At 53.8% G+C, this 23,850-nt stretch carries 21 protein-coding genes; all 21 read left to right on the top strand.

The genetic code is table 11. The annotated features are described in order from the left end of the window. The first annotated feature begins 260 nt into the window (after positions 1-260). The 21 genes from topA (at position 261) to HZA73_04215 (ending at position 23,846) form a co-directional block, all read left to right on the top strand. Positions 261-2,504: a type I DNA topoisomerase gene (gene topA, locus HZA73_04315; protein ID MBI5805251.1), complete on the top strand. Its 2,244-nt coding sequence runs from the start codon at positions 261-263 to the stop codon at positions 2,502-2,504. A 112-nt stretch (positions 2,505-2,616) separates the two neighbouring features. Next, positions 2,617-3,738 carry a carboxypeptidase regulatory-like domain-containing protein gene (locus tag HZA73_04310; protein MBI5805250.1) on the top strand — a complete coding sequence of 374 codons (1,122 nt, stop codon included), beginning with the start codon at positions 2,617-2,619 and terminating at the stop codon, positions 3,736-3,738. Positions 3,739-3,949: 211 nt separating this feature from the next. After that, positions 3,950-4,561 (top strand): DTW domain-containing protein, encoded by a 612-nt coding sequence (locus HZA73_04305; GenBank protein ID MBI5805249.1) that lies wholly within the window; start codon positions 3,950-3,952, stop codon positions 4,559-4,561. A 31-nt stretch (positions 4,562-4,592) separates the two neighbouring features. Then, the gene (locus HZA73_04300; protein ID MBI5805248.1) at positions 4,593-5,750 is read left to right on the top strand and encodes an RtcB family protein; all 1,158 of its coding nucleotides are present in this window, start codon (positions 4,593-4,595) and stop codon (positions 5,748-5,750) included. Between the two features lie 105 nt (positions 5,751-5,855). Next, positions 5,856-7,190 carry a methylenetetrahydrofolate--tRNA-(uracil(54)-C(5))-methyltransferase (FADH(2)-oxidizing) TrmFO gene (gene trmFO / locus HZA73_04295; GenBank protein ID MBI5805247.1) on the top strand — a complete coding sequence of 445 codons (1,335 nt, stop codon included), beginning with the start codon at positions 5,856-5,858 and terminating at the stop codon, positions 7,188-7,190. A gap of 236 nt (positions 7,191-7,426) precedes the next feature. Further along, a complete protein-coding gene (locus HZA73_04290) occupies positions 7,427-8,335 on the top strand; it encodes a hypothetical protein (protein MBI5805246.1) in 909 nt (302 codons plus the stop codon). Continuing rightward, positions 8,328-9,371 carry a glycosyltransferase family 9 protein gene (locus tag HZA73_04285; GenBank protein MBI5805245.1) on the top strand — a complete coding sequence of 348 codons (1,044 nt, stop codon included), beginning with the start codon at positions 8,328-8,330 and terminating at the stop codon, positions 9,369-9,371. Before HZA73_04290 ends, HZA73_04285 begins: the two co-directional genes overlap by 8 nt. 27 nt (positions 9,372-9,398) lie before the next feature. Continuing rightward, the gene (locus HZA73_04280) at positions 9,399-10,472 is read left to right on the top strand and encodes a HEAT repeat domain-containing protein (protein MBI5805244.1); all 1,074 of its coding nucleotides are present in this window, start codon (positions 9,399-9,401) and stop codon (positions 10,470-10,472) included. Then, on the top strand, positions 10,469-11,458 hold the full coding sequence (locus HZA73_04275) for a glycosyltransferase family 9 protein (GenBank protein MBI5805243.1): 990 nt from the start codon (positions 10,469-10,471) through the stop codon (positions 11,456-11,458). Before HZA73_04280 ends, HZA73_04275 begins: the two co-directional genes overlap by 4 nt. A 125-nt stretch (positions 11,459-11,583) precedes the next feature. Then, complete coding sequence (waaF, locus tag HZA73_04270; GenBank protein ID MBI5805242.1) at positions 11,584-12,579, top strand: lipopolysaccharide heptosyltransferase II; 996 nt, start codon at positions 11,584-11,586, stop codon at positions 12,577-12,579. A gap of 162 nt (positions 12,580-12,741) precedes the next feature. Further along, on the top strand, positions 12,742-14,211 hold the full coding sequence (locus HZA73_04265; protein ID MBI5805241.1) for an NADH-quinone oxidoreductase subunit L: 1,470 nt from the start codon (positions 12,742-12,744) through the stop codon (positions 14,209-14,211). A gap of 244 nt (positions 14,212-14,455) precedes the next feature. Then, positions 14,456-16,342, top strand: a complete 1,887-nt coding sequence (locus tag HZA73_04260) for an NADH-quinone oxidoreductase subunit L (protein ID MBI5805240.1) — start codon at positions 14,456-14,458, stop codon at positions 16,340-16,342. A gap of 58 nt (positions 16,343-16,400) precedes the next feature. Beyond that, the gene (locus HZA73_04255; GenBank protein MBI5805239.1) at positions 16,401-17,189 is read left to right on the top strand and encodes a hypothetical protein; all 789 of its coding nucleotides are present in this window, start codon (positions 16,401-16,403) and stop codon (positions 17,187-17,189) included. Further along, positions 17,186-18,673: a T9SS type A sorting domain-containing protein gene (locus HZA73_04250; protein ID MBI5805238.1), complete on the top strand. Its 1,488-nt coding sequence runs from the start codon at positions 17,186-17,188 to the stop codon at positions 18,671-18,673. The genes HZA73_04255 and HZA73_04250 overlap by 4 nt, the downstream gene beginning before the upstream one ends. Before the next feature lie 39 nt (positions 18,674-18,712). Then, positions 18,713-20,194, top strand: a complete 1,482-nt coding sequence (locus HZA73_04245; protein MBI5805237.1) for an NADH/ubiquinone/plastoquinone (complex I) — start codon at positions 18,713-18,715, stop codon at positions 20,192-20,194. A 130-nt stretch (positions 20,195-20,324) separates the two neighbouring features. Further along, positions 20,325-20,861: an NADH-quinone oxidoreductase subunit J gene (locus HZA73_04240; GenBank protein ID MBI5805236.1), complete on the top strand. Its 537-nt coding sequence runs from the start codon at positions 20,325-20,327 to the stop codon at positions 20,859-20,861. After that, on the top strand, positions 20,855-21,154 hold the full coding sequence (locus HZA73_04235) for an NADH-quinone oxidoreductase subunit K (GenBank protein MBI5805235.1): 300 nt from the start codon (positions 20,855-20,857) through the stop codon (positions 21,152-21,154). Before HZA73_04240 ends, HZA73_04235 begins: the two co-directional genes overlap by 7 nt. Positions 21,155-21,202: 48 nt before the next feature. Beyond that, on the top strand, positions 21,203-21,553 hold the full coding sequence (locus tag HZA73_04230) for a hypothetical protein (protein ID MBI5805234.1): 351 nt from the start codon (positions 21,203-21,205) through the stop codon (positions 21,551-21,553). Positions 21,554-21,703: 150 nt separating this feature from the next. Continuing rightward, on the top strand, positions 21,704-22,135 hold the full coding sequence (locus HZA73_04225) for an NADH-quinone oxidoreductase subunit B family protein (GenBank protein MBI5805233.1): 432 nt from the start codon (positions 21,704-21,706) through the stop codon (positions 22,133-22,135). A 59-nt stretch (positions 22,136-22,194) separates the two neighbouring features. After that, positions 22,195-22,656: an NADH-quinone oxidoreductase subunit C gene (locus HZA73_04220; protein ID MBI5805232.1), complete on the top strand. Its 462-nt coding sequence runs from the start codon at positions 22,195-22,197 to the stop codon at positions 22,654-22,656. Next, on the top strand, positions 22,656-23,846 hold the full coding sequence (locus HZA73_04215; GenBank protein ID MBI5805231.1) for a nickel-dependent hydrogenase large subunit: 1,191 nt from the start codon (positions 22,656-22,658) through the stop codon (positions 23,844-23,846). The genes HZA73_04220 and HZA73_04215 overlap by 1 nt, the downstream gene beginning before the upstream one ends. Positions 23,847-23,850: the final 4 nt, after the last annotated feature.

Genomic DNA, 23,850 nt, shown 5'->3' with positions numbered 1-23,850 from the left:
TGTAATTAAAATCACAATCGGCTAACCGGCAAAGGATTAAAACTTAAGTATAATTTCTTTGACGGACAAAGTCAAGAGAAAAGCCTTGACAGGACAGGTTTTATTTTAGTATGATAGTCGGCCTTGTTCGTAAAGGGAACGGATTTTTGGGAAATGATCGTAGGAACGGATGGCAGGGGACAGTCATTAATCAAACGCTGAACGTCAAACGCCAAACACTCAAAAGTAAACTGCAGCATTGTAAATAGAAAATATTTTGTATGGCAAAAAATCTCGTCATCGTTGAATCACCGGCCAAGGCCAAGACCATCGGCAAATACCTGGGCCGCGATTACGCCGTCATCTCCTCCATGGGCCACGTCCGGGACCTGCCGCCCAGCAAGCTGGGGGTGGACCTGGCCAAGGACTTTGAGCCCCAGTACGTGGTCATCAAGGGCAAGGCCAAATTAGTGGCCCAGATCAAGGCCAAGGCCAAGGAAGCCGAAAACATATATCTGGCCTGCGATCCCGACCGCGAGGGGGAGGCCATAGCCTGGCACATCGCCGCCGAGATCAAGGAAGGCAAGAAGAAGAAGGTCCACCGGATCATGTTCTACGAGATCACCAAGGAAAGCATCAAGAGCGGCATCGCCCATCCCGGCAAGATCGACAACAACAAGGTGGAGGCCCAACAGGCCCGGCGGATACTGGACCGGATAGTGGGCTACAAGGTCAGCCCCTATCTGTGGACCACCGTCAGGCGGGGGCTCTCGGCCGGGCGGGTGCAGACCGTGGCTTTGCGGCTGATCTGCGAACGGGAGGACGAGATCAAGGCCTTTAAACCCCAGGAATACTGGTCTTTAGCCGCTCGACTCCAAGGCAAGGAGGGCGGATCGTTCGAGGCCCTGCTGTTCAAAATCGACGGCAAGAAGGCCGCCATCAACGACCAGGCCGCCATGGACAAGGTGCTGGCCGGGCTTAAGGCAGGCCAGTTCACGGTGGAGAACCTGGAGTCCAAGGACAAGAAACGCAACACCTATCCGCCCTTCATCACCAGCACCTTGCAGCAGGCGGCCTTCAGGGCCTTCGGCTATTCGGCCAAGAAGACCATGATGCTGGCCCAGCAACTGTACGAGGGCATCGAGCTGGGAGACGAGGGCGCCACCGGACTGATCACTTACATGCGGACCGACGCGGTGCGGCTGGCCCCGGAGGCCATCGCCGCCGCCCGGGAATACATCAGGGAAAAATTCGGGGCCGGGTACCTGCCGGCGGAACCGCTGCACTACAAATCGCGCAAGGGGGCCCAGGAGGGCCACGAGGCTATCCGGCCCTCGGCGGTGGAGCGCCACCCCGACAAGATCAAGGGTTACCTGACCCCGGAACAGCACAAGGTCTACGGCCTGATCTACAGCCGGTTCCTGGCCTGCCAGATGAACCCGGCCGTCTACCTGGCCTCCACCGCCGACATCGCCTGCGGCAAATACCTATTCCGGGTCTCGGGCAACACCCTTAAGTTCAACGGCTTTTTGGCGGCCTACGGGATAGAGGAGGACGACTCGGCAGAATACGGCGACAGCAAGAGCCTGCCGCCCCTGACCAAGGGCGAGGTCCTAAAGCTGGCCGAGCTTCTGCCCAAACAGCATTTTACCGAGCCGCCACCGCGCTATAACGTGGGCAGCCTGATCAAGGTGCTGGAAGCCCAGGGCATCGGGCGGCCTTCCACTTACGCCACCATCGTCAGCACTCTGGTGGACCGGGAGTACATCCTGCAGGAATCGGGCCGGTTCTCGCCCACCGAGCTGGGAGGAGTGGTCAGCCGGATACTGGTCGAAAAGTTCCCCGACATCTTCGAGGTCCAGTTCACCGCCGATATGGAGACCGAGCTGGACAAGATTGAGCAGGGCAAGCTGGACCGCCTGCAGGTGCTGAAGGATTTCTACGCCCCGTTCTCCAAGGACCTGAAGGCGGCCGAGGCCGGCCAGGCCGAGATGAAGAAATCCCTGGAAGAAAAAACGGACATGAAATGTCCCAACTGCCAGGCGCCGATGATCATCAAATGGGGCCGGTTCGGCAAGTTTTACGCCTGCTCCAATTATCCCGAGTGCAAGACCACCAAACCCCTGGAGGAGGATGATGACCAGAAGATAGACGCCGGGACATGCGACAAATGCGGCAGTCCCATGGCGGTCAAGCGGGGCCGGTTCGGGAAATTTTTAGCCTGCTCCAATTATCCCAAGTGCGAGAACATAAAATCCATCACCACCGGAGTGCCCTGCCCCGAGCCGGGCTGCACCGGTGAGCTGACTGAGCGCCGCAGCAAACGGGGCAAAAATTTCTACTCCTGCAGCCGCTATCCCGACTGCAAGTACGCCAGCTGGAACAAGCCGGTGAACCAGGCCTGCCCCAGCTGCGGTTTCGGCCACCTGTCCCAGAAGTACAGCAAGGCCAAGGGCAATTTCGTGGCCTGTTCAAAGTGCAAGTACGAGCCGGAGGAGAAAAAAGATGGAGAGTCCAAGGAATAGCCGGTTTCAAAGCGGCCCGCCGTCAGGCGGGCCGCTTTTTTTCTTGACTTTTGTAACCGGCTTTGTTATAAATACAAGGATATACCACCTGAATAATTTAGGAGGGTTGGTCATGCGAAGAATCTCTGTCCGGTTATTTCTAACAACGGCGGGCCTATGGCTGGCAGCGGCGGGGATCGTCCGGGCCCAGACCCCTGTTCCGGGAACGATTGTGGGGGTGATCAAGGACCGGGAATCCGGAGCTCCCATGAAAGGGATGATCACTTTCCCCGGCCTGGACCTGGCGGCTTTGGTAAGCGACAGCGCCGGAAATTACAAGGTGGATCTGGCGCCCGGTGAGTATAAGATGCATATCTACGCCAACGGCTACCGCTGGATAGAGCGCAAACTGACGGTAACTTCCGGCAAGACCGAACAATGGGACCTTACCCTCAAACGCAAGGAGGCGGTGATTACGGGAACTGTACAGGACTCGGCTACGGCCGTTCCCATCAAAGCTCATATAACCAACCTGGGATCAATACCGATTGACCTATACAGCGACGCCGCCGGAAAGTTTCAATTAACGGTCAAGCCGGGAGCCTATCAGTTCAGTTTTGCCGCTCAGGGCTATAAGTCAGACGTCAAGAACCTCAGCCTGAAGGACAAGGCCCAAAGCCAGCTTGATGTCAAACTGGCCAGGGCAGGATCTTCAGCTTCCGGAAAATGGCAGGCGATGCTGGGGGGCGGGGTGACCAAACTAATGGGAGGGGTGCTCCCGGAGGCCAGCTACGGTTACATGATGAAACTGGGGGCCGGTTATAATCTGAATGAAAAATTCGCTTTTTGCTTCAATGGGGGATACGGCAGCAACAAGATCAAGGGTATATTATGGGACCCCAATTACCAGCTTTACCAGACGAATTACATCGACGCCGAAGTCGATGCCCGCTACAAGTTCAATTTTTGGGAAAAGATCACACCGTATCTGATGGCCGGAGGAGGGATACTTTACTGGGAGAATGTTTATAACGGGGCCTTGTACAAAGACCCGGCAACAGGTGTGGACCAGACCGCGGTCAGTCCCATCATCGCCGGGGGCGCCGGGATGGAATACCAGATCACTCCGGCTATATTCCTGTGGGCTCAGGGCAAGGGCGGGATGTTCTTGACAGGTGACAAGATCACCACCGGCTATCTGATCAAGGACAACCTGATAGCTGAAGGGTCCCTGGGCGCGGGTTATAAGTTTTAAATATCACCGTATTCCCCCCAGGAATGAAATGGTTTAAAAGATTCCTTATTCCAAAAAGAATTGCAGAACTGGCTTCAGAAGTTTGAATGTCTTCAAAAACCTCCCAGCTGTCACAGTGCAGATTCAGGGAGGTTTTAAATTCTGAAGCAGAAATGATCGGTTACACATTTATGGCCGGTTAGAAATATAATGTCAATTTCACTGAATATGTATGAAGCATAACACCGGCGTTAATGCCAAACCGCGCTGTCCCAGATGCCGGCTGCACATAGAACTATGCATCTGCGGAGTGGCCCCGTTCTTTGACCTGGCCACCAAGTCGGTGGTGATAATGCATTACGCCGAGGAACGGCGCAAAAGCAACAGCGGCCGCCTGGCCGGGCTGGTGCTTAAGAACTCCGGGATATTCTTAAGGGGATTGCAGGGAGGACCGGCAACTCCGGAACCTTCGGAAAAATACCCGAACCCTTTGGTGCTTTTCCCCGGAGCCGGTTCGCAGGAATTGAATGCCGGGTTTCTTAAAACCATTCCCCGGCCCATAACTTTGATCCTGGCCGACGGCAACTGGAACCAGGCCGGGCACATGGTCAAGCGCGAGGCTCTGATGAAGGAGGCGATCAAGGTCCACCTGCCGCCGGGAGCTCCGACCCGTTACCGCCTGCGCAGCGCTCAGGAAGCGGAGGGCCGGATCTGCACCTTCGAAGCGTTGAGCCGGGCGCTGGGCATAATAGAAGGGCCGGAGGTGGAGCAAAAACTGAGCGAGTTCTTTTATCTTTGGGTCTCCCGTAATCTTAAAATGAGGGGCCAGGGAGGGGATGTGTAAATCAGTGGCGGCCAGTTAACAATGAGGATCCATGTTTGAAATAACTGAAAGCGGCATGCTGGCCATAAAGAGCTGGTGCCAGAACCCCGAGGAGGGAGTGTTATCGCAGGCCAAGAACCTGGCCCGACGGCCGTTCGCCTTCAAACATGTCTGTTTGATGTCCGATGCCCATCAGGGTTACGGGATGCCCATCGGCGGAGTGCTGGCCACGATGGACAACGTCATTCCCAATGCGGTGGGGGTGGATATAGGCTGCGGGATGTGTGCGGTCCGGACCTCCCTGGCGGAGATCGACCGGGAAAAATTGAAAAGCATATTAGGGCAGATCAGAACGGCCGTGCCGGTGGGCTTTACCCACCACAAACAGAAACAGGACCCCGGCCTGTTGCCCGGCCTTAAGGACGGCCAGCTCATTGTGGGCCGCGAATACGAAAAGGCCAGAAGCCAGATCGGAACGTTGGGCGGGGGAAACCACTTCATTGAGATACAGCAGGGCGACGACGGCCGCATCTGGATCATGATCCATTCCGGGTCCAGGAACATCGGCAAACAGGTGGCCGACCATTACAACAAGGCTGCGATCAATCTGAATGAGAAAAGCGGCGGAAAGATACCCAAACAGTGGGAACTGGCCTTTTTGCCGGTGGACAGCGACCAGGGGCGTCAATATCTCTCGGAAATGCAGTACTGCGTGGACTTCGCTCTGGCCAACCGGCGGCTGATGATGGAAAGGATAAAGGAAATAGTATCGGGATCAACCGGAGCCGCTTTCGAATCGATGATAAACATCGCCCACAATTACGCCCGGATGGAGAACCATTTTGGCAAGGAAGTGCTGGTTCACCGCAAAGGGGCCACCTCGGCCCGGGCCGGCGAGATCGGGATCATTCCCGGGTCGCAGGGCACTCCTAGTTACATAGTGAAAGGGCTGGGTAACCGGGACAGTTTTAGCAGCTGCTCCCATGGAGCCGGGCGCCGGATGGGCAGGAATGAGGCCCGGCGCAGCCTTGATTTGGAAAAAGAACGGGAAAAACTTGAAAAGCAAGGGATCCTCCATTCCCTCAGGACCAGAGAGGATCTGGAAGAGGCCAGCAGGGCCTATAAGGACATCGAGCGGGTGATCAAGGAGCAACTGGACCTGATCCAGCCGGTGATCAAGCTGGAACCGCTGGCCGTGGTAAAAGGATAAGAACTATTCCAGTCTGTTGCAGCCCAGCCTCAAAATAAACCCCGCCAGCGGCGGGGTTTATTTTGCCTTGATTTTATAACAGTTTTGGTGTATCCTTAAAAATACATGACAGACTTAAAGACAATATCCATCATCGGCGGGGGGCTGGCCGGATGCGAGGCGGCCTACCAGGCCGCCAAGCGCGGGCATCAGGTCCACTTGTACGAGATGCGTTTTACCGGAAAAGCAGAGAAACCGGCCCTAACCACCCCGGCCCACCAGACAGGACTGTTGGCCGAGCTGGTCTGCAGCAATTCTCTTAAATCCACCGAGCCGGGAAATGCCCACGGACTGCTTAAGGCTGAGTTGGCTTTACTTGATTCATTGCTGCTGAAATGCGCTAATAAAGTTTCGGTGCCCGCCGGCAAGGCTTTGGCGGTGGACCGGGACCAGTTCGCTTTGGCGGTGACCCGGGAGATCGCGAACCTTACCAACATAACGGTGATTTCCCAGGAACAGTCTTCCATCCCGGAAGGCCCAGTGATCATCGCCTCCGGGCCGCTGACCTCGGATAAATTATCCCGGGCATTGGCCGGTGTGCTGGGCGAGCAGGGGCTGTTTTTCTTCGACGCCATCGCCCCTATCGTGGAAGCCGGGTCGCTGGACCATTCTAAAATGTTCAAGGCTTCGCGCTATTCAGACGAAGAAGGCCAGTACTGGAACGCGCCGCTGACCAAGGACCAGTACTTAAGTTTTGTTGACGAACTGGTAAAGGCCCAGCGCCACAGGCCCCATGATTTTGAGGCCGGGCATTACTACGAAGGCTGTCTGCCGGTGGAGGCCATGGCCGAGAGGAATGTCAATTCCCTGCGCTTTGGGATGATGAAGCCCGTAGGGCTTTTCAACCCCCATGAGGGGCGCCGGCCCTATGCAGTTCTCCAGTTAAGGCAGGAGAACCTGAAAGGCACCATGTTCAACCTGGTGGGTTTTCAGACCCAGCTTAAGATCTCCGAGCAGCAAAGGGTGTTCCGGATGATCCCCGGCCTGGAGAAGGCGGAATTCCTGCGCTACGGCAGCATGCACCGCAACACCTATCTCAACGGGCCAAAACACATCCAAAACAGCATGCAGTCCAAGATCAGGAAAGACCTGTTCTTTGCCGGACAGATCACCGGAGTGGAGGGCTACGTGGAATCCATCGCTACCGGGCTGCTGGCAGGCATCAACATGTGCCGTCAGCTGGATGGTCTGCCGCTGCTGGTTCCCCCGCCGCTGACCATGCTGGGCGCTTTGTGCAAGTATGTTTCCGAAGGAGGGACCGGGAAAAGCTTTCAGCCCATGAACGTCAATTTCGGCCTGCTGCCGCCGCTGGAGAATTCCGTTCACTCCAAGAAGCTGAGGTATGAGGCTTATTCGCAGAGAGCGCTGGAGGCTATGGGGGAATTTGTTACCCAATTTTAAGCGATAGCCTGAAGACTATCGCTACAAGCCATCAAGGCTTGTGCTGAGCGGTGTCGAAGTGCCTCTGGCGAGGCCTACTAAAACAGCCCGATTTATCGGGGTTGATGATCAGTAGCGATGTCATTCATGGCATCGCTCTGAACCCAGCCTCATAACCCCACCCTGCCCTCCCCTCGAGGGGAGGGGAAGGGAGAGGTTAAAAAAGTACGATCCAAAACCCCAAGGAGACTTTCAAAATGGATTACACCAAGATAATCAAGGATTCCTGGAGCATGTCCATCAGGCACCGCTACCTGTGGGTTTTTGGGGTGTTTGCCGGGATGGGCGGTGGGATGTCGTATCCCGGGGACATGAAGGAGGCCCAAAATAACGAATATTTTTCCGCCGGCTGGTCCTGGCTGTGGCAGCACCCGGCCATAGCCGTCATGATAGCGTTAGGCCTTGGGATACTGCTTTTGATCCACTTCATCCTGGCCTTCGTCTCCTACGGGGCTCTGATCAAGGGCGCGGCCCAGGTGGAGCAGGAGGGGAAAAGCAGTTTCGACAGTGCCCTAAATGCCGGGCTTAAATATTTTTGGCCCAACGTGGGGATCTCCCTGATGATCGGCCTGATGATGCTGGGAGTGATCGCATTGGCCATGCTGCCGTTCATCGTGATGCTGGTGGCCGGGGGCGACGGCCTTAAAATTGTGGCCGTGATCTGGCTGATACTGTGCATCCTGCCAATATTACTGGCCGTCTTCGTACTGGTGCTGGTGGCGGCCCTGGCCGCCAGGATCTGTGTGCTGGAAGACAAAGGGGTCATGGATTCTTTAAAACTGGCCTGGCAGATGAGCAAAACTAATGTCTCCGAATCGGCCACGTTGGGGGCAATCGCAATCGCCTTGGGAATAGGGATCTCCATAGCCATAACGGTCGGGGTGATAGCCCTGGCCATTCCCTTCATAATATTGGGGGTGATAAATATCTGGCTGGGATTGGTGCTCGGCGGGCTGGTGGGCATTGTTCTGATACTGCTGCTGGCCTGCGTTTACGGGGTCTTTACCTCGGCCTACTGGACGCTGGGCTACCTGCAGATCAAGGCCAAGAACGCCCCCGCTCCCCAGGTGGTCACTCCTGTCATTCCGGCGGTTGAAGTTGTCTGAACCACAGAAAATATTAGTGGTCCGCCAGGACCGGCTGGGCGATGCCCTCAGCGCCGTGCCTCTTTTAAAAGCGCTTAAGGCGGCCAGGCCGGGGGCGCACATCACTTTTATGGTGACCAAGCCTTTGGCGGAGCTGTTCTTTGACCAGCCCTTTTTGGACGAGGTGATCATCTGGACAAACGGCCTTTGGCCTTTGATCAAAACATTGCGCCGGGGACGTTACGATGTCCTGTTGATGCTGCATCCTTCAAAGCTTTTGGCCTGGGCGGCGCTGTTTGCCGGTGTTAAACAGAAGGCCGGACTGGGCTTCAGGCCCTATTATGTTTTGACGGGCTTCAAGCATTCGCACAGGGGCCGGAAGTTGAGTGCTCCGCCTGGCTTCGATACTGCCTGCGGCAACTCAGCCAACGGCGGAGCGTATCGAAACGACGGCCGGGTCATTCACGAGACCGAATACAACTTTTCCGTGGCCCGCAGTTTGTTTGAACTCCCAGAAGAGATCGAGCCACCGAAGATATTTTTGAACGACAAGGAAATTGCTGAAGCCAAAAATGTCCTTTTGTCCATCAATGTCAACAACCCCATCGCCATTCTCCCCGCCAACCGGGGTTCCTCGGCCAACTGGCCGCCGGAGAGATGGGGCGGACTGGTCCGGAAATTGGTGAAAGCCAAACAGGAAGTGCTGATACTGGGCGGGCCGGGGGAGGAAGAGATACTGAATAAAGTAAAAGGCGATACCAATGTGCCCATTGCCGGGCCACAGCTGACATTGCGGCTGCTGGCTGCAATTTTGGCAAATTGCCGGCAGGTGGCGGGCAGCAGCACCGGCACCCTGCACCTGGCCGCGGCGGCGGGGGCCAAAACGGTGGGGCTGTTCTGCCCGGCGCCGGCCAGCCGCCCGGAACGCTGGAGGCCGCTGGGGGAGGGGCATGTTCAGTTGGTGCCGGAGGATGAATTCTGTAGGAACTGCCAACCAAGCACCAAGTGTTCTTTAGGGGGCATTGAAGTGGAAAAAGTTTTAAGTCATCTTCTGTAACACAAATAAGAATTGTGGAGACGAAAAATGAAGCGGATATCATTGTTGATGATAAGCTTAATGTTTTACGTTGCCGTGCACGCCCAAAAAGCGCCGACAGATTCTATGACCAAGGCGATAAAAAATAATATGCATACCGTGCAGCTTGCTGTGGAGGATTATGCAAGCCGCAATAATGGTCTATATCCCAAAAAAGTGACTGATTTTTGGACAACATTTCCAAACATTAAGAATCCGGTTGATTCGAAATTAGCAGTAGTTGTAGATAACTTTTCAGATAAGCCCGGTCAAGTTATTTTCAAGAAACTTGAAACAGGGTATGAAGTAACGGGGAATGATGCTAAAGGTGATCTAATGTCTATAAGATTGGTGGGGAACGAAAATGTTTCAAAAAGAAAAACCAATCTTGAGCATAGTGGTAAATATACTAGAGCCCAACAAAGAAAAACCACTGAAAACCCTGATGAAGTGCAGAGATGGTTGAATGAAGAAAGAGAAAAGGCACGTAAACGTTTACCGGAGATAATTGGAAGAGCAGAAGACGGCATAACAGATCATACATTATACTCGCCGGATCATGAAGATATGACAATCATGTATATGTGCCGTGCCAATGACCGCCGTGCAGTACCAGTACTATGTAAAATAATTGAAACATATGACGTAGTCGAAGCTCGAATTGATGCCATACATGCCCTACATGTAATTAATGACAGGAAAGCAGAGCCTACATTAATTAAAGCCCTAAATGATATCAATCTGTTTGTAAGATGGAATGCTTCGTTACTGTTAATTGAGTGGGGACAAATTAATCCACAAGTGTTAGTTGTATTAAAAAAAATAGCATGCCCTGACGATAGTACCTCTTGGACGCGGGATATTCGCAAAGCCATAGAAAGTAAATATGGCGTAGATCCAAAACGAGAACAATTAATTAATGATAATATAAAATACATTAAAAATCATGCTGCCATTAATGCGCTTGTCGTCTTGAATAAAACTGCCACTGTTGAAGCGTTTTCAATCATTAAATATACTGCCGACAATAGTAAGGACGAAGAAATTAAAAAGATGGCAGAAGATTTTCTTGTCAAGAAATGAAGAATAAATACCTTCTCATTCGTCTGGGCGCCATCGGCGACATTGTGCTGGCCACCGCCGCCATAGAGGCCATCTCACAAGCCGAGCCCGACTCGCAGATAGACCTCGCCTGCAAAGCCAGGTTTGCCGGGCTTTTAAAGCGCCACCCCAAACTGGCCAACGTTCACGGCTTCGACGAAACTGGCCGGCACAAGGGCCTGCGGGGTTTGCTGTTGTTCATTCACGAACTCAGTACCAAGAAATACAGCTTCATCATAGACCTGCAGAACAACCCGCGCAGCCGGATGATCACCCTTTGCCTTAACGGCGGAAAAAAGATCCACTGGCCCAAGGACACCTGGCGCCGCCGGATGCTGGTCTGGGGGCAGGGCAGGGGCAAAACTTTCAAAACTGTGATCCAACGATATCTGGCTGCGGTGGAGAAGGCCGGGGTCAAACAGCCCGAATCCAAGCCCAAGCTGTATCCGGTGGCCGATCCATCCATCAAACTGCCGCAGGGAGAATTTATTGCTATAGCGCCGGGGGCACATTGGCCGACCAAGCGCTGGTCGGGATACTCGGAGCTGATCACTAAAATAGGAAATGGGAAATGGGAAATAGTTATTGTAGGGGATAAGAACGACAGGGCAGTCGCTGAAGAGATCGTAAAAACATCGGGAGCAAATGCCACCAACCTTTGCGGGCAGTTGGACCTGGCACAATTGACTTACGTTCTGTCCAAAGCAAAACTGCTGGTCACCAACGATACCGGGGCCATGCACATAGCCGAGGCGGCGGGCACGCCGGTGGCGGCCATCTTCGGGCCCACGGTCAGACAATTCGGCTTTGCGCCCTGGCGCAAGGAAAGCAGGATCATTGAAACCGAATTGGACTGCCGGCCCTGCGCCCTGCACGGTTCAAAGAAATGCCCCAAGGGCCATTTCAACTGCATGAAACTTATCACTGCCGACCAAGTGCTTACAGAAATCAAAGAACATATAGGATAATATTAGCCACCAAGACACCAAGGCACCAAAATGACCAAATTGGAAATGGGAAATCGGAAATGGTTTTGTGTCTTTGTGCACATTCGACAGGCTCAGTGCACGTTCTTTGTGGCAAGAAAATGAACATGAATACTGAAAATACTAAGATACTTATCCGCGTACCCAACTGGATAGGCGACGCCGTGGTCTCCACCGCTTTCGTGGCGGCCTGCGCCAAGGCGCATCCCGGGGCGTCAATCACCGTGCTGGCCCATCCCCGGGTGTCGGCGCTGTTCGAGAACGATCCCGATATCCAAAGCATCATCAAACTTTCTCCCGAAAGATTCCTCTGGAAGACCGCCCGGGAACTGAAAAAAGAAAAGTTTGACATTGCTTACATCCTGCCGATCTCTTTTTCCTCGGCCCTGATGACTTTCTTAGCCGGCATCCCCCGGCGCATCGGCTACAGCACCGAGGCCCGGGGCTTTATGCTGACCCAAAAACTCAGATACAGTCAAAAGGATTTCCGCAGCCGGCATATAATCCTGGGATTCATGAAACTGCTGGGCAGGGAGGAGGCCGTCAATGCGCCCGGGATATTCCTATCACCGGAAGAGATGAAGTGGGCCGGGGAATTCCTGGCTTCCAACAATCTTCAGACCGGAAATATCACCGGCTTTGGCCCGGGCGCCACCTTCGGCCCGGCCAAGCGCTGGCCCCAGGAGAACTGGGTGGAACTGGGGAAAGAACTGGTAAATAGGGGGCACCAGATCCTGATCTTCGGATCTGGCGAGGAGATAGAACTCTGCGGACAGATAGCCCGGGACATCGGCCCAAAAGCGCTGAGTCTGGCAGGAACGGCAACCCTGCGGCAGAGCGCGGCCCTGCTTTCGCTTTGCTCAAACTTCATCACAAATGATACCGGGGTGATGCACCTGGCAGCGGCGGCGGGAACAAGGGTAACGGCCATCTTCGGCTCCACCAATCCGGTCTGGACAAAACCCTGGGGGGAAAAGCACCGGGTGATATATAATGGTGAACCCTGCAGCCCCTGCTACCAAAGGGAGTGCCGGTACGGGCATTATGATTGTTTGGAGAAGATATCGGTCAAAGATATATTGGACACTGATCGCTGCCAATAAATTGTTTGTGAATATTGGTTGGTTTTATCCATAGCCACGTCCTTAAGGGCGAGGCTATGGATAATTGTTTTTATATCCGGTTTACCCTTGACATAAAAAACGTTTTGGTGTAAAATAAAACGTCTTTACTTAAAATTTTTTACAAAATATATAGGAGTTCATATGGGCTGGGAATTTTCGGTTTGGGCCACGGTGCTGATCCCGCTTTTGGGGAGCTTTACCCTTCCCCTTTTCGGCCTGGTCTCCAAGCCCTTGCGCAACGCGGTGGCGGTGTTGCTGGGTCTGGCGGCCACTTTTTTTGCGCTGAACCTGCTGCCGGCCGCCTTTTCGGGTGAAGTTCACGTCTTTAACCTGGCGCTGGGGCTGGGGGTCAACGCCACACTGGTGGTGGACGGGCTGTCGGTCTTCATGGCCATCGCCGCCTCGCTGATCAGCACCCTGATCATCGTCTACTCGCTGGGATACATCAAGGACTACCATTATCAGCAGGAATACTTCATGATGGTGGTCCTTTTCCTTGGCGCTATGATGGGGCTGGTCTTCTCGGCCAACCTGATCTTCATGTACGTCTTCTGGGAGATCACCGGCATCTGCTCCTGGCGCCTGATCGGCTTCTTCCGCGACCGGCCCACCGTGCTCAAGGCCGACAAGGCCTTTTTGATGACCTTCGGCGGCGCGGTGTTCATGCTGCTGGGCTTTGCCCTGGTCTACGCCCAGAGCGGCACCTTTAACATGCTGGAGATGCGCGGCCTGCCGATCTCCGGGCTGGCCATCGCCCTGATCACCATGGGCATCTTCGCCAAATCGGCCACTTTGCCTTTCCACACCTGGCTGCCCGATGCCGGCGTGGCCCCCACCCCGGTCACGGCCCTGCTGCATGCGGCGGTGCTGGTCAAGATCGGCGTCTACGCCTTCGCCCGGATATTCAACTTCACCTTCGCCGTCCCGGTTGACTGGCAGACCATTTTAATGACCGTGGGCCTGCTTTCGGCCATGGTCTCGGCCGCGGCCGCCCTCTGGGACACCAACATCAAGCGGATCCTGGCCTATTCCACCGTCAGCCAGATCGGATACATCTTCATGGGCCTGGCGGCCTTCAATACCATCGGGGTGGCCGGGGCGCTGCTCTTCATCCTGATGCACGGCCTGGCCAAGGGCGGGCTGTTCCTGGCGGCCGGGGTGATAGAACACGGCACCGGCACCAAGGACATCACCAAGATGGGAGGGCTGTTCAAGGCCATGCCCATCACTGCGGTGGCCTTCATCATGTGCATCTTCTCCATCGTGGGGATCCCGCCCTTCGGCGGATTCTTCTCCAAGTTCATGGTCATTCAGGGCATCATCAAGTCGGGCAACGTGGTCATCGGCTCGCTGGCCATCTTCACTGCGGTTTTAACCCTGGTCTACCTGCTGCGGCTTTTCAACCTGGTCTTTTTGGGTGAGGCCCGGGACCACAGCATCCACGCCCATAAGGAGGGCACCCCCACCATGGTCTGGGTGGTGGCTTCGCTGGCCTTCCTGTCGCTGGCCGCCGGGATCCTGGTGAAATACCCGATGGACCTGATCAACATCGCGGTGCGGGACATCATGGGCAACCCGGCCATCCACGACATCATCGGCCTGGTGCGCTAGCCACCGAGTATTATTTTTGACAGGATTTACATGATTTTTTCATTATTCAGGCAATAAATTTTAACCAGGTTAATCTTGTAGCTCTAGTCTTTTCGCACCAGAAAATATTTATCTAATAGGGACCCTTGACAGGATTAACAGGATTTCTTAAATACTCAGGCATTATAAGTTAATCCAGTAAATCATGTAAATCCTGTCTTTCCCCGGTAAAACCCAAATACAATTTTAAATACCGAGTTTAAAGATGAATCCCAACATTCTTTTAATACCGATCCTGCTGCCGGTGCTGGCCGGGCTGGCAGTATTGATACTGCCCAAGGGCCTCAAATGGCTCAAGGAAGGGCTGGCCGTGGCGGTGGCCGCCGTGGCCCTGTATTATGCGGCCCTGATCTTTAAAAGCGGGGGAGAGGGCTTAAGGCTGTTCGTGCCCTGGACCTCTTTCGGCATAAACTTTGACCTTTACGCCTATCATCTGCCGCGCTTCATACTGCTGGCCGCCGCCGGGTTCGAGGTCCTGCTGGCCCTGTACTCGGCCGCCTTCATGCACGACAAATGGCGGGCCCGGGAATACTTCGCCTATTTCCTGATCACCGCCGGGCTGGCCAACGGGGCCATTCTGGCCAACAATTTCATGGTGCTGCTGTTCTTCTGGGAGGGCCTGCTGGTAACCCTCTACGGCATGATCACCCTGGGCCACAAGCAGTCGCACATCACCGCCACCAAGGCCCTGATCATTTCCGGACTGGCCGACTTCGCCATGATCCTGGGCATCATCTTCCTGTGGTCCATCACCGGGACCATGACCATGTCCGAGGTCCGCTACCTGGAGCCCGCCGGTCTGGCCGGGGCGGCCTTCATATTGATGGCCCTGGGCGCCATGGCCAAGGCCGGCGCCATGCCCTTCCACACCTGGATCCCGGACGCCGCCATCGACGCCCCGCTGCCCTTCATGGCCTATCTGCCGGCGGCCCTGGAGAAACTGCTGGGGATCTACCTGCTGGCCAGGATCTCGCTGGAGTTCTTCACCATCCACATGAACAGCGCCATGTCCATCTTCCTGATGACCATCGGAGCCGTAACCATAGTCCTGGCGGTGATGATGGCCCTGGTGCAGAAGGACTATAAAAAACTGCTTTCGTTCCACGCCATCAGCCAGGTGGGCTACATGATCCTGGGGATCGGCACCGGGGTGCCCATCGGCATCGCCGGAGGCATCTTCCACATGCTGAACCACGCCATGTACAAGTGCACCCTGTTTTTAACCGGCGGGGCGGTGGAGAAGGAGGCCGGCACCACCGAACTGAAGAAGCTGGGCGGGCTGTTCAAGCTGATGCCCATCACCAGCGTGGCCTTCTGGATCGCGGCCTTCTCCATCTCCGGCGTGCCGCCCTTCAACGGCTTCGTCTCCAAGGAAATGGTGTTCCACGGGGCTTTTGAGACCGGGCACATCATCTTCCCCATAGCCGCCTGGATCGGGGCCATCTTCACCTTTGCTTCGTTCCTCAAACTCGGGCACTCCACCTACTTCGGTAAACGCAGCCCGGAGGCCCCCGTCCAGAACGTCAAGGAGACCAACTGGGCCATGATCATCCCGATGGCCACCATTGCCCTGGGTTGCGTGGTGTTCGGGGTGTTCAACAAGCTGCCGTTGAAATACCTGATCACCCCCATCCTGGAGGGCAAGCCCATAGTGGAGGAGGGGGCCAACCTGGAATTCTGGCACCATTCGTTCGCCATGAACTGGATCGTGGGCGTGTCCATGGCCTGTCTGGTGATCGCCTTCCTGATCCACCAGTACGGCGTCAAAAAAGGGCAGGGCAAGGCCTATCTGGCCTCCGAGCCCATCCATCACCTGCCGGTGCTGAACACCCTCTACGATCTTGCCGAGGCCCGGGTGTTCGACCTCTACCACTGGTTCGTCAACGGGCTGGTCAAGGGCGGGGCCTGGGCAGTGTGGAAGGTGATAGACCGGGGCATCGATGCTGTTTACGAGAACCTGCTGACCTTTGCCGGCAACTTCTCCATCAAGGTCCTCAAGGAATACCACAACGGGGTCTATGCCAACTACCTTAGCTGGGTGGTGGGCGGATTCGCGTTGCTGGTGATCTACTTGGCGGTCCTGGTCAAGTAACTTTATTTATTGCCGCTATTTTCGTTGCTGTTAAACTCTAAAATTGGAGGATACAAAAATGATAAAAAGAATTACTATCATACTAATATCATTTTTTGCTTTTATCTCAATTGCAGGGTTAAACGGGCAAGAGAAAAAGCAATATAAATATGCTGATGAAGGGTTAAAAGAAAAAAGCGGACACCGGTTACTAAAAGAATCGTGGAAAAAAGTATATACTGGCGATATTATTGATAGATCATGCAAAATAGTTATTGGCACTGTGATTGACGTTAAAGACACACCGGATGACGATTATTACTTCCATCAAGCCACCATTAAAGTTGAAAGGACTTTAATGGGCGATACAACCGAAAAAGAAATTATTGTTAAATACATATACCCAGTCGGGATGTCAAAAGAAAGATTCTTGCGCAGCCGGAATTGGGAAAATTACATTAGAAAAGTAGTAAAAATGGATCCACAGGAATATTTAATTAAACTGAACAAAGGTGAATTAGGTGTTCCTGGTCAGTCGATTGAGCCAAACTTTAGTTTCACAAAAAGCGAGAGAGTTCTGCTGTATCTCTCGGATATTCCTGCTAACATACATTCATTTTATGACGGAACATATGATGATGTAACAGGATTATATTGGGGGTTGGCAGATTTTTTCCCTTATACAGAAGAAAAATTTTATGAATTGCAACATTGTGATGGATATTATGAGGTGTCCAAGTATCGCATTACAGAGGGTAACCTAGTTCATAGGGATTATGTCCCACGAAAAGATGCGGCGCCATTAGATAGCGTTATAAAAACCATTGTAAAAAAGGTGAAAGATAACAATAATAGGGGGATAAGATGAAAACCAAGCCTATTATTATAGCCCTCATTGCCTTTGTTTTACTGGTATGCAACGCTTATTCATATATTTGGTCTGGTAAATATTGGGAAAGGGATTTGGAGCATCCGGTATTCTTTAATATTAAAGATCAGCGTAGTTTTCCAGAGTCAGGCGTTAAAAAACAATGGTGGAGCCATATTAAATCTGCCGCAAAAACATGGAATGAAGCAAACGCGAATTTTAAATTTGAATTTAACAGGTATACCACCGAAGGTATGGTACAAACTGGGCATTTATGGGGTAATCCTGACTTAGCAGCGTTTGTCCAAGTCGATTCCATGGTGGGTTACCCTAATATACTAGTTATGGCGACAACAACTTTTAATTTGGCTTGCGTCTACACTTTTTCAACAAATCCGAGATCAGGTGAGATAGATGTTCAATCCATAGCGTTACATGAATTTGGTCACTGGTTGAAATTATTGGACGACAGCGTAGTTGTCACAAATAGAATGTATTATGAAACTTTCCCAGATTCTATACGCCGCGATCTTTCTGCCGATGATAGTTTAGGCATTAAATGGATTTACCCTTTCAGTGCTTGGGTGAGTTGTTCAGCCAACGTAGTAGGTACTGACTTACCCTATGAAGTAGTCACTGGCGGCTCATATTTGCTTGGTCCTGTCAGCAATGGCAGTACGTGGCTATGGAACGGCAAATTATATGATGTTCCTGAATTGACCTCGCTTTATATGGGGATGTTTGATTCACACCCATGGTATGGTCTTGTAGGTATACCGTCAGTTACACCTCTTTCTGTTGGTTCTGTGCAAATTGCAGTTGACGGTTCTATTGTTTTTACCGCACAGGGTATCTATTCATATAGATATACTCCTATTGGTGGTGACCATTACTACAACATAGTCGAAACACCACAAGCATCTTTAACTAACTTAAAACTACCGAATTACCCACAAGAAGTAATAGTAAAGTGGATTGCGCCTACATGGCCATATCAGATACCTTCAGGGGACACTACTTTATCGCTTATATCAGTGCAACAAGATTTACACTACCATACGGAATGTTACCATCCTTTAAATGTATTTTGCCGTTCAAAATTGATAAATTATAACCCAACCGTTTTGGACAGTAAGATAGTAAATGCAAGTGATCAGTTCTTTAGTTCAAAGGAAACTGATAGCAAAATAACTGAAGAAGAGGAAATCAATTTTATAAATTACCCTAATCCATTTTATAGTAAAACTGAATTCTCGTATTACTTGCCTAGTTCACAAAGTGTAAACAGTGTGCTATTGAACATTTACAATGTATTAGGCCAAAAGGTGAAAACTATCATTGATGGGAATAAACTGCATGGTAAACACATAGTAGTATGGGATAGGTTAACAGATAAAGGCGAATTAGCTGGTAATGGAATTTATATCTGCCGGTTGCAGATAGGAGAAAATTCATATACTAAAAAGATAGTAATTTTAAAATAGTCGCATAATCGGTAATAATACTTTGGAGCAATCATAAAAATGCTGCTTTTATTCATCATCGTTCCCCTGGCGGTGGCCGCCCTGATGCCGCTGCTGGCCCGGATCTGGAAAGGCCTGCCCGATGTGCTGGGCACGGTGACCATGGCCTTTACCCTGGGGCTGGGGCTGTATCACATCCGGATGGTGGCCGCCGGGCACCGCTATTTCTGGGACACCGGCTCGCTGGGCCTGCCCCTTAAGCTCAGCCTGGCCATGGACGGGTTCTCGCTGCTGCTGCTGATCATCATCAGCCTGATCTCGCTGTTCGCCTGCATCTACTCGGTCAACTACATGGAGCACTACGGGGCCAAAGGCTCATACTACGCCCTGTTCATGCTGATGGTGGCCGGGATGAACGGCCTGGTGCTGACCACCGACCTGTTCAACATGTACGTTTTTCTGGAAGTGGCGGCGGTGGCCAGTTACGCCCTGGTGGCCTTCGGCCAGAAACACGATGAGGTGGAGGCGGCCTTCAAATACCTGATGCTCTCGGTTGTCGCCACCACCGGCATTCTTTTAGCAATGTCCTTCGTCTATTTGATGACCGGCACCTTCGGCATCACCGACCTGGCCTACGCGGTCAAGAACGGTATGAACGCCCAGCTGATCGGCCTGTGCCTGGCCCTGTTCCTGATGGGCTTCGGCCTGAAATCGGCCATGGTGCCGTTCCATGCCTGGCTGCCGGACGCCCATCCCTCGGCCCCGGCCCCGATCTCGGCCATGCTGTCCGGGGTGCTGATCAAGGTCTCCGGCATCTACGCCCTGGTCAGGGTCATTTACAACATCTTCGGCCTGCCGGCCCAGGTCTCCTCGGCCCTGATGGTGCTGGGCGTGCTCTCCATGGTCATCGGCGCGGTGGTGGCCTTGGGACAGCACGATTACAAGAGGATGCTGGCCTATTCCTCAATTTCTCAGATCGGCTACATAGTGGTGGGGCTGGCCATCGGTTCGCCCCTGGGGATCATGGGCGCCCTGTTCCACCTGTTCAATCACGCCACTTTCAAGAGCCTGCTGTTCCTTAACGCCGGGGCCACCGAATACGCCACCGGCACCAGGGACCTGACCAAGCTGGGAGGGGTCAACAACAAACTGCCCATCACCGGGTTCACCAACACCATCGGCACCTTCTCCATCGCCGGAGTGCCGCCCTTCAACGGATTCTGGAGCAAGCTGATCATCATCGTGGCCCTGGTGGAAGCCAAGTATATCGGAGTGGCGGCCATCGCGGTGGCCACCAGCATCATCACCCTGTGGTACTTTTTGCAGATGCAGCGCCAGGCCTTTTTCGGCAAGCTGGCGGTTGGCCTGGAGAAGGTCAAGGAAGTGCCGTTCTACATGGCTTTGGCCACCATCTGCCTGGCGGCCCTGTGTCTGCTGGGCGGGCTGTTCTACCCCTGGATCACCGCCAATCTGATCCAGCCGGGTGTCACTTCGCTATCCAACGCCATCGGGGTGAACAGCTTCATCAACCTGGGACAATAATCTGAAAATGCAAAAGGCAAAATTTAAATTGTAAATTGCATATTTCTAAAGTGCTAATTCCAGATTACTCTAATACTTTTCTACGTTACTACTTTACTACTTAGTTATTATAAACTTTAAGGATACAAAGATGGATCTCCTAAACCTCATATTACTGCTGATGCTGGCCGGGTTCGCCATGATGGCGGTGTTTCTTAAGGACCTGCTTAAGGCGGCCATCTCCCTGGCTTTCATGAGCGCCCTGCTGGCGGTGCTGTTGTACCGCTTGAACTCGCCGTTCGCCGCGGTGTTCGAACTATCAGTGGTGGCCGGGCTGATCACGGTGCTGTTCGTATCGGTGATAGCCATGACCAAGGAAGAGGAGCAGGCCAAGGAAGCCCGCTGGCCGGCTTATGTCTTTCCCCTGGTGCTGGTGGTGTTCGGCCTGATAGACATCAAAGTGATGCACTCCCTCTTCGCCAATACTCCCCAGGGCTTCGGCAATCCCGAGGCCAGTTTCGGGGCCACACTGTGGGGCGTGCGCTCGCTGGACATCCTGGGCCAGATCGCGGTGATCTTCGGCGGGGTGTTCGGGGTGCTGGCCCTGCTCAGGGAAAAGCCCCTGACCGTCAAGCAAAAGGAAGATGCCATCATCGCCAAGGACGGCGGAAAGGAGAAATTATGGTAGTCACCTATTTTATCTTCGTGGGCCTGCTGTTCTTCATAGGGCTGTACTGCCTGCTGACCAGCCGTAACCTGATCAAGCTCTTGATCGGGCTGGAGATCATGGCCAAGTCGGCGGTGCTGTCATTCATCGTGGCCGGATGGGCCCGGGGCGAAAGTTTCGTCTCCCAGAGCGTGGTCATTACCTTCATAGTTATCGAGGTCTCCATCGTGGCGGTGGCCCTGGCCCTGGTGATAAATGTCTTCAAGAACACCGGCAGTCTGGACATCCGCAATCTGGCCAAACTAAAGGGATAAGATAATCACCCTAATCAAACAAACCAATACTTCAATCTGGTGAACAATATGAATATAACCCTGCTGAATCCCTGGAACATGATCCTAACCCCCTTTGTGGGTTTCTTCGCCTTCCTGGCCATTTCTTACTTCATCTACCGGATGGGCGACGTGATGGCCCCCAAGCTCAAGAGCCAGGGCGCCAAGCTTTCCCAGTATGCCTGCGGCGAGGTGTTCGAGGCCAAGAAGATACAAGTAGGATACAAACTGTTCTTCTACGCCGCGCTGTTCTTTACCATGATGCACGTGGCGGCCCTGGTGATCGCCACCATTCCCGGGGGCAGCCTGGCCTACGCCATGCTGGGGATCGTCTATCTGCTGATGATCACCCTTTCGGTGGTGGCCCTTCTCCTCAAGTGAATTTTTTGCCACAAAAAACGTGCACTGAGCCTATAGAATGTGCACAGAAGACACAAAACAATTTCCAATTTTCTATTTCCTATTTTGGTTAGTTTGGTGTCTTAGTGCCTTGGCGGTGATAAAAAGAAATATTATATTAAGGATATATTTATGGCTTTAGAAAAACTGGTCAAGTGGTCCCGGGTCTCGTCGCCCTGGATACTGCATTTCAACAGCGGGGCCTGCAACGGCTGCGACATCGAAACTTTGGCGGCCCTGATGCCGCGCTTTGACCTGGAGCGCTTCGGGGTGATCCTGAAGTCCACTCCCCGCCATGCCGATGTGCTGGTCTGCACCGGGGCGGTGACCCGCCAGCAGGCCGACCGCTTGAAGCGGATCTACGAACAGATGCCCGAGCCCAAGTTCGTGGTGGCGGTGGGGGCCTGCGCCTGTTCCGGCAACGTGTTCCGGGACTGTTACAGCGTGCTGGAGGGGGTCGACAAGGTGATCCCGGTCAACGCCTACATCCCCGGCTGCGCGGTGCGTCCCGATGCGGTGATAGACGGAGTGGCCAAGCTTTTGGGCGCCCTAAAAAAAGGCTGATAGGAAACAATTACCGGATACTGGATACAGTATACCGTATACAGAATACAGGAGAGAAAATGACCGCTGAAGAGATCAAAAAAATATTAGAGGACAGCCTGGGTTCCAAGATCAAGGAGCTCACCGCTCCGGCTCCCAGGAGGATGTTCCTTTGGGTGGACAAGGAGAACCTGGTGGAAGCTTGCCGGGTGGCCAAGGAAAAGGCCGGGTTCTACCACATTTCCACCATCACCCCGCGGGATACCGGGGACAAGCTGGAGGCCCTGTATCACGTGGCCCAGGCCGGGATGGTTCTGACCATCAGGGCCCAGACCGACCGCAATAATCCCATGCTTCCCACTGTGATCCCGGTCTATCCCGGGGCTGTGTTTTACGAGAGGGAGGTTCACGACCTGCTGGGCATCGGCATAGAGGGGCACCCCGACCTGCGTCCCCTGGTGCTGCCCGAGGACTGGCCGGCCAACGTATTCCCGCTGCGCAAGGATTGGCAGTATAACCGGGAGAAAGGAGTGATAGAATAATGGGTACATTTATTTTGCCGGTGGGGCCGCAACATCCGGCCTTAAAGGAACCAACCTCTTTCCGCTTTTTGGTGGACGGCGAGACCGTGGTGGATGCCGATCTCCGCTTGGGCTACAACCACCGGGGGATCGAAAAGGGCGCCGAGAGCCGGACCTACATCCAGAATTTGTATCTGCTGGAGAGGGTCTGCGGGATCTGCTCCAACGCCCATATGACCTGCTTTGCCCAGGGGGTGGAAAAACTGATGGGTCTGGAGCCGCCCAAGCGCGGCCTGTTCATCCGCTGTCTTATGGGCGAGCTGGAGAGGGTGCACTCCCACCTGTTATGGCTGGGGGTGGCCGGGCACGAAGTGGGCTTCGACACCTTCTTCATGTACACCTGGCGCGACCGCGAGGTGGTCCAGGACATGCTGGAGATGATCTCCGGCAACCGGGTCAACTACGGAATGCAGACCTTCGGCGGGGTGCGCCGCGATCTGGACGAAATGCAGATCAAGAACCTGCTGGAAGGCATCGCCGCCCTTAAGGCCCGGACCCCATATTACCTGAACCTGGGCGCTTCGGAACCGACCCTGGTGGCCAGGATCTCCGGAGTGGGCAGGCTGCCGCTGGAGAAGGCGGTGGAGCTGAACGCGGTGGGCCCGACCGCCCGGGCCTCCGGCTGGAAGAGCGACGTCCGCCAGGACGATCCCTATGCCGGCTTCGGGGAATTCATTCCCTTCAACATCGTCACCGACAACGGCGGCGACGTGCTGGCCCGGGTGGTGGTGCGGGCCAAGGAACTGATGGAGACCTATAACATCTGCGAATACATCTTAAAGAACCTGCCGGCCGGCGAGATCCGGGTCAAGGCTCCCCGCAAGGTGCCCGAGGGCGAAGTGGTCAGCCGGGTGGAGGCCCAGCGGGGTGAGGATGTCCACTATGTCCGTTCCAACGGCACCGACAAGCCGGACCGGGTCAAGGTGCGGGCCCCAACCCTGGCCAACTGGCCTTCCACCCTGTACATGCTGAGGGGCGGTTATGTGGCCGACATTCCGATCGTGATGGCGGCCATCGACCCCTGCCTGTCCTGCACCGACCGGATGGCGATCATCACCGACGTCAAGCGCGGCTCGGAAAAGGTGATGGACTGGGAGACGCTGCGGCAGCACGGAATTGAATTTTACCGCAAACGCGGGATCAAGTTGTAAACAT

This window comes from candidate division TA06 bacterium (assembly GCA_016235665.1).
Lineage (GTDB): Bacteria > Edwardsbacteria > AC1 > AC1 > EtOH8 > UBA5202.
The sequence above is the reverse complement of the archived record's forward strand: the minus strand, read 5'-3'. Positions and strand labels throughout refer to the sequence as shown.

What these genes read in the sequence shown, in the direction of transcription:
- HZA73_04245 (MBI5805237.1), top strand. Translation starts at nt 18,713, where the DNA reads ATGCTGCTTTTATTCATCATCGTTCCCCTGGCGGTGGCCGCCCTGATG.
- HZA73_04300 (MBI5805248.1), top strand. Translation starts at nt 4,593, where the DNA reads ATGTTTGAAATAACTGAAAGCGGCATGCTGGCCATAAAGAGCTGGTGC.
- HZA73_04250 (MBI5805238.1), top strand. Translation starts at nt 17,186, where the DNA reads ATGAAAACCAAGCCTATTATTATAGCCCTCATTGCCTTTGTTTTACTG.
- HZA73_04275 (MBI5805243.1), top strand. Translation starts at nt 10,469, where the DNA reads ATGAAGAATAAATACCTTCTCATTCGTCTGGGCGCCATCGGCGACATT.
- topA (MBI5805251.1), top strand. Translation starts at nt 261, where the DNA reads ATGGCAAAAAATCTCGTCATCGTTGAATCACCGGCCAAGGCCAAGACC.
- HZA73_04305 (MBI5805249.1), top strand. Translation starts at nt 3,950, where the DNA reads ATGAAGCATAACACCGGCGTTAATGCCAAACCGCGCTGTCCCAGATGC.
- HZA73_04240 (MBI5805236.1), top strand. Translation starts at nt 20,325, where the DNA reads ATGGATCTCCTAAACCTCATATTACTGCTGATGCTGGCCGGGTTCGCC.
- HZA73_04215 (MBI5805231.1), top strand. Translation starts at nt 22,656, where the DNA reads ATGGGTACATTTATTTTGCCGGTGGGGCCGCAACATCCGGCCTTAAAG.
- HZA73_04280 (MBI5805244.1), top strand. Translation starts at nt 9,399, where the DNA reads ATGAAGCGGATATCATTGTTGATGATAAGCTTAATGTTTTACGTTGCC.
- HZA73_04260 (MBI5805240.1), top strand. Translation starts at nt 14,456, where the DNA reads ATGAATCCCAACATTCTTTTAATACCGATCCTGCTGCCGGTGCTGGCC.
- HZA73_04265 (MBI5805241.1), top strand. Translation starts at nt 12,742, where the DNA reads ATGGGCTGGGAATTTTCGGTTTGGGCCACGGTGCTGATCCCGCTTTTG.
- HZA73_04220 (MBI5805232.1), top strand. Translation starts at nt 22,195, where the DNA reads ATGACCGCTGAAGAGATCAAAAAAATATTAGAGGACAGCCTGGGTTCC.
- HZA73_04235 (MBI5805235.1), top strand. Translation starts at nt 20,855, where the DNA reads ATGGTAGTCACCTATTTTATCTTCGTGGGCCTGCTGTTCTTCATAGGG.
- HZA73_04230 (MBI5805234.1), top strand. Translation starts at nt 21,203, where the DNA reads ATGAATATAACCCTGCTGAATCCCTGGAACATGATCCTAACCCCCTTT.
- HZA73_04225 (MBI5805233.1), top strand. Translation starts at nt 21,704, where the DNA reads ATGGCTTTAGAAAAACTGGTCAAGTGGTCCCGGGTCTCGTCGCCCTGG.
- waaF (MBI5805242.1), top strand. Translation starts at nt 11,584, where the DNA reads ATGAATACTGAAAATACTAAGATACTTATCCGCGTACCCAACTGGATA.
- HZA73_04290 (MBI5805246.1), top strand. Translation starts at nt 7,427, where the DNA reads ATGGATTACACCAAGATAATCAAGGATTCCTGGAGCATGTCCATCAGG.
- trmFO (MBI5805247.1), top strand. Translation starts at nt 5,856, where the DNA reads ATGACAGACTTAAAGACAATATCCATCATCGGCGGGGGGCTGGCCGGA.
- HZA73_04255 (MBI5805239.1), top strand. Translation starts at nt 16,401, where the DNA reads ATGATAAAAAGAATTACTATCATACTAATATCATTTTTTGCTTTTATC.
- HZA73_04310 (MBI5805250.1), top strand. Translation starts at nt 2,617, where the DNA reads ATGCGAAGAATCTCTGTCCGGTTATTTCTAACAACGGCGGGCCTATGG.